This window comes from Pseudomonas sp. SDO5591_S426 (genome assembly GCF_054070755.1).
The window spans coordinates 1-2826 of sequence record NZ_JBSVXD010000354.1 but is presented as its reverse complement, the minus strand read 5'-3'; the positions used below and the strand labels follow the sequence as shown (position 1 = coordinate 2826).

Annotated in this window: 4 protein-coding genes; 3 read left to right on the top strand and 1 reads right to left on the bottom strand. The window is 60.2% G+C overall.

Annotated elements, in window-relative coordinates:
* Positions 1-38: 38 nt before the first annotated feature.
* Positions 39-524 carry a GNAT family N-acetyltransferase gene (locus ACW9JC_RS29815; RefSeq protein WP_457459523.1) on the bottom strand — a complete coding sequence of 162 codons (486 nt, stop codon included), beginning with the start codon at positions 522-524 and terminating at the stop codon, positions 39-41.
* A 141-nt stretch (positions 525-665) separates the two neighbouring features.
* Between ACW9JC_RS29815 and ACW9JC_RS29810 the strand changes: the two genes are divergently transcribed.
* From ACW9JC_RS29810 to ACW9JC_RS29800, 3 genes are all read left to right on the top strand, one after another.
* Complete coding sequence (locus ACW9JC_RS29810; protein WP_338582555.1) at positions 666-1091, top strand: YybH family protein; 426 nt, start codon at positions 666-668, stop codon at positions 1089-1091.
* 72 nt (positions 1092-1163) lie between these two features.
* The gene (locus tag ACW9JC_RS29805; protein ID WP_056852587.1) at positions 1164-1508 is read left to right on the top strand and encodes a YciI family protein; all 345 of its coding nucleotides are present in this window, start codon (positions 1164-1166) and stop codon (positions 1506-1508) included.
* 3 nt (positions 1509-1511) lie between these two features.
* Positions 1512-2747, top strand: a complete 1236-nt coding sequence (locus ACW9JC_RS29800; RefSeq protein WP_457459525.1) for an RNA polymerase sigma factor — start codon at positions 1512-1514, stop codon at positions 2745-2747.
* Positions 2748-2826 lie beyond the last annotated feature (79 nt).

Genomic DNA, 2826 nt, shown 5'->3' with positions numbered 1-2826 from the left:
CGGCAGCTCCTACAAGGGATCGGGCGTTGTGTCAGCGATCAGAATTTCAACCCCATCCGCCGCTCATACCCGATCCGCCCCCTGTACGCCTCGCCACTATCGACAAACCCATACTTGGCATACAGACCAATCGCCGATTCATTGTCCGCATCCACCGACAACTCCAGCCCTTTGATTTCCGGCCACGCCGAGCGCGCCGCCGCGGGCAGCGCTTGCAGGCAAGCCTTGCCGTAGCCTTTACCCTGTGACCGTTGATCGACCTGCAGCGCATGCAGTGTCGCGCTGTGTTCATCAGCCCAGGCGGGCAGTGCCGGCGGGCGTTTGAGCAGCAGGAAGGCCACGGGAATGTCCTCGGCCAGCAGGGCAAATCCTTTGACCCCCGGGCCTGGCTTGGACAACAAGCTGTGCAAGGCACCGTGAATGTCGCCAGAGAACTTGATCTGGTCCGGATGTACTTCGATGGCCTCGACCTGCTGGCGCTGCAGCGCATTCAGGCTTTCGTAAGGCACGAGTCGGGCTGTCACTGGAGTGTCCTTTTTCCATCATCAATAGAGCCATCGATTCTAGCGATTCTCGCTGTTTGGATTATTTTTATTTCACCTGTCGATTCGCCGGATCGCCAGACGACTAAGGGTGTCTTCCAATAAAAACCACGGAGAACCACCATGAACTCGCAAACGCAGATCCAGAACCTGATCGAGAACTACCGCCAGGCCGTCATGGCCAAGGACATTGAGAAAGTCATGGCGCTGTATGCCGATGACATCGTCTCCTTCGACGCGGTCAAGGCTTTGCAATTCAAGGGCAAGCCTGCCTACCGCGCGCATTGGCAGGAATGCATGCAGATGTGCCCTGGCCCGCACATTTTCGAATTCAACGAAATCACCATTGAACCGTCCCAGGAAATCGCTTTCGCGCATTGGCTGGCCCATTGCGGCGGCACCAACGACAAGGGCGAAACCCAGGCCTGCTGGATGCGTGTCTCGCAGTGCTATCGGCAGGAAGCGGGGTTGTGGCAAATCGTGCATGAGCACTGGTCGGCACCGTTCGACATGCAGACCGGCGCAACGCTGTTCGATCTCAAACCCTGAGATTTTTTAGCGAAAGCAGCGCCAAAGTGCCGATTCGCGGCCATAGTTGATCCGTTCGATAAGGAGAGCGTGATGAAGTACTTATGCCTGGTCTACAGCGATGAGCACCTGCTGCATTCCCTGCCGGAGAGCCCGCACGACTCTGAGTGCATGGCTTATGCGGAGTCGATCCAGGGCAGTGGCCGCATGGTCGCCGCCGAGGCGCTTGAGTCGGTGCAGACCGCCACTACCGTGCGCATGCGCAACGGCAAAATGTCGATCACCGACGGCCCGTTTGCCGAAACCAAGGAGCAGTTGGCCGGGTTTTACCTGATCGACGCCAAGGACCTCAACGAAGCCATTCAGGTCGCCGGGAACATTCCGGCGGCCCGGGTCGGCAGCGTTGAAGTACGCCCCGTGCGCCAGTTGAATCCTTGAGTGATGGTGGCTGCGGCGGTCAAGGCGCGGGTCGAGCAGGTCTATCGCGAGGATTCGCGGCGCATCCTCGCGACTTTGATTCGCCTGCTCGGCGATTTCGACCTCGCCGAAGAAGCCTTGCACGAGGCGTTCTTCGTCGCTGTCGAGCGTTGGCAGCAGGACGGCGTGCCGGACAATCCGCGTACCTGGCTGGTGTCCACCGGGCGTTTCAAAGCCATCGACGTGTTGCGCCGACGCGCCCGTTTCGCCGCTTCGCGACCGCTGTTGATCGCGCAACTGGAGGCGCTGGAGCAAGCCGACTGGAGTGACGAAGACGTGGAAGACGATCGCTTGCGCCTGATCTTCACCTGTTGTCACCCGGCGCTGGCGGCGGACGCTCAAGTGCCGTTGACGTTGCGCGAAGTCTGCGACCTGACCACGGAAGAAATCGCCCGGGCTTTTCTCTCGGCGCCAGCCACCATCGCCCAGCGCATCGTGCGTGCCAAGGCAAAAATCCGCGACGCAAAAATCCCTTATCAAGTGCCGTCGCTGGCGGAATTGCCCGAACGCCTCGACAGTGTGCTGCGGGTGATTTACCTGGTGTTCAACGAAGGGTATTCGGCATCCATCGGGGCGCAACTGACCCGCGAAGACCTGACGCGCGAGGCGATTCGTCTCGGCCGCTTGCTGATGGAGTTGCTGCCGGAACCGGAAGTCATGGGTTTGCTGGCAATGATGCTGTTGCACGAGTCGCGACGCGTGGCTAGAGCCTCCGCCAATGGCGAATTGATCTTGCTCGATGAGCAGGACCGAACACTGTGGAACCGCGAGATGATTGCCGAAGGTTGCATGCTCGTGGAGCGGGCGCTGAGCAGCCGTCGCTTCGGCCCGTATTGCCTGCAAGCGGCGATTGCGGCGGTGCATGCCGAAGCGTCGTCGGTGGAGGAAACCGATTGGGAACAGATCGTCGGGCTCTATGACGTGCTGCTGCGGGCAGTGCCTTCGCCGGTGGTCGAGTTGAACCGGGCGGCGGCGATTTCCAAACGGGATGGACCGTTGGCGGGGTTGATCTTGGTCGAGGCGATTTTGCAGCGCGGTGAACTGTTGGATTACCACTTGGCGCATTCGGCGCGGGCGGAGTTTTGTCGTCAGTTGGGGCGGGTGGAGCAGGCGCGGGCGGCGTATGAGCGGGCGCTGGAGTTAACGCAGCAAGAGCCGGAGCGGCGGTTTATTGAGGGGCGACTAAAAGAGTTGGAGTGATGTGAACTTTACTGGCCTCATCGCGGGCAAGCCCGCTCCCACAGGGAATTGTGTAGGTCACAAACATTGGGTGCACCAC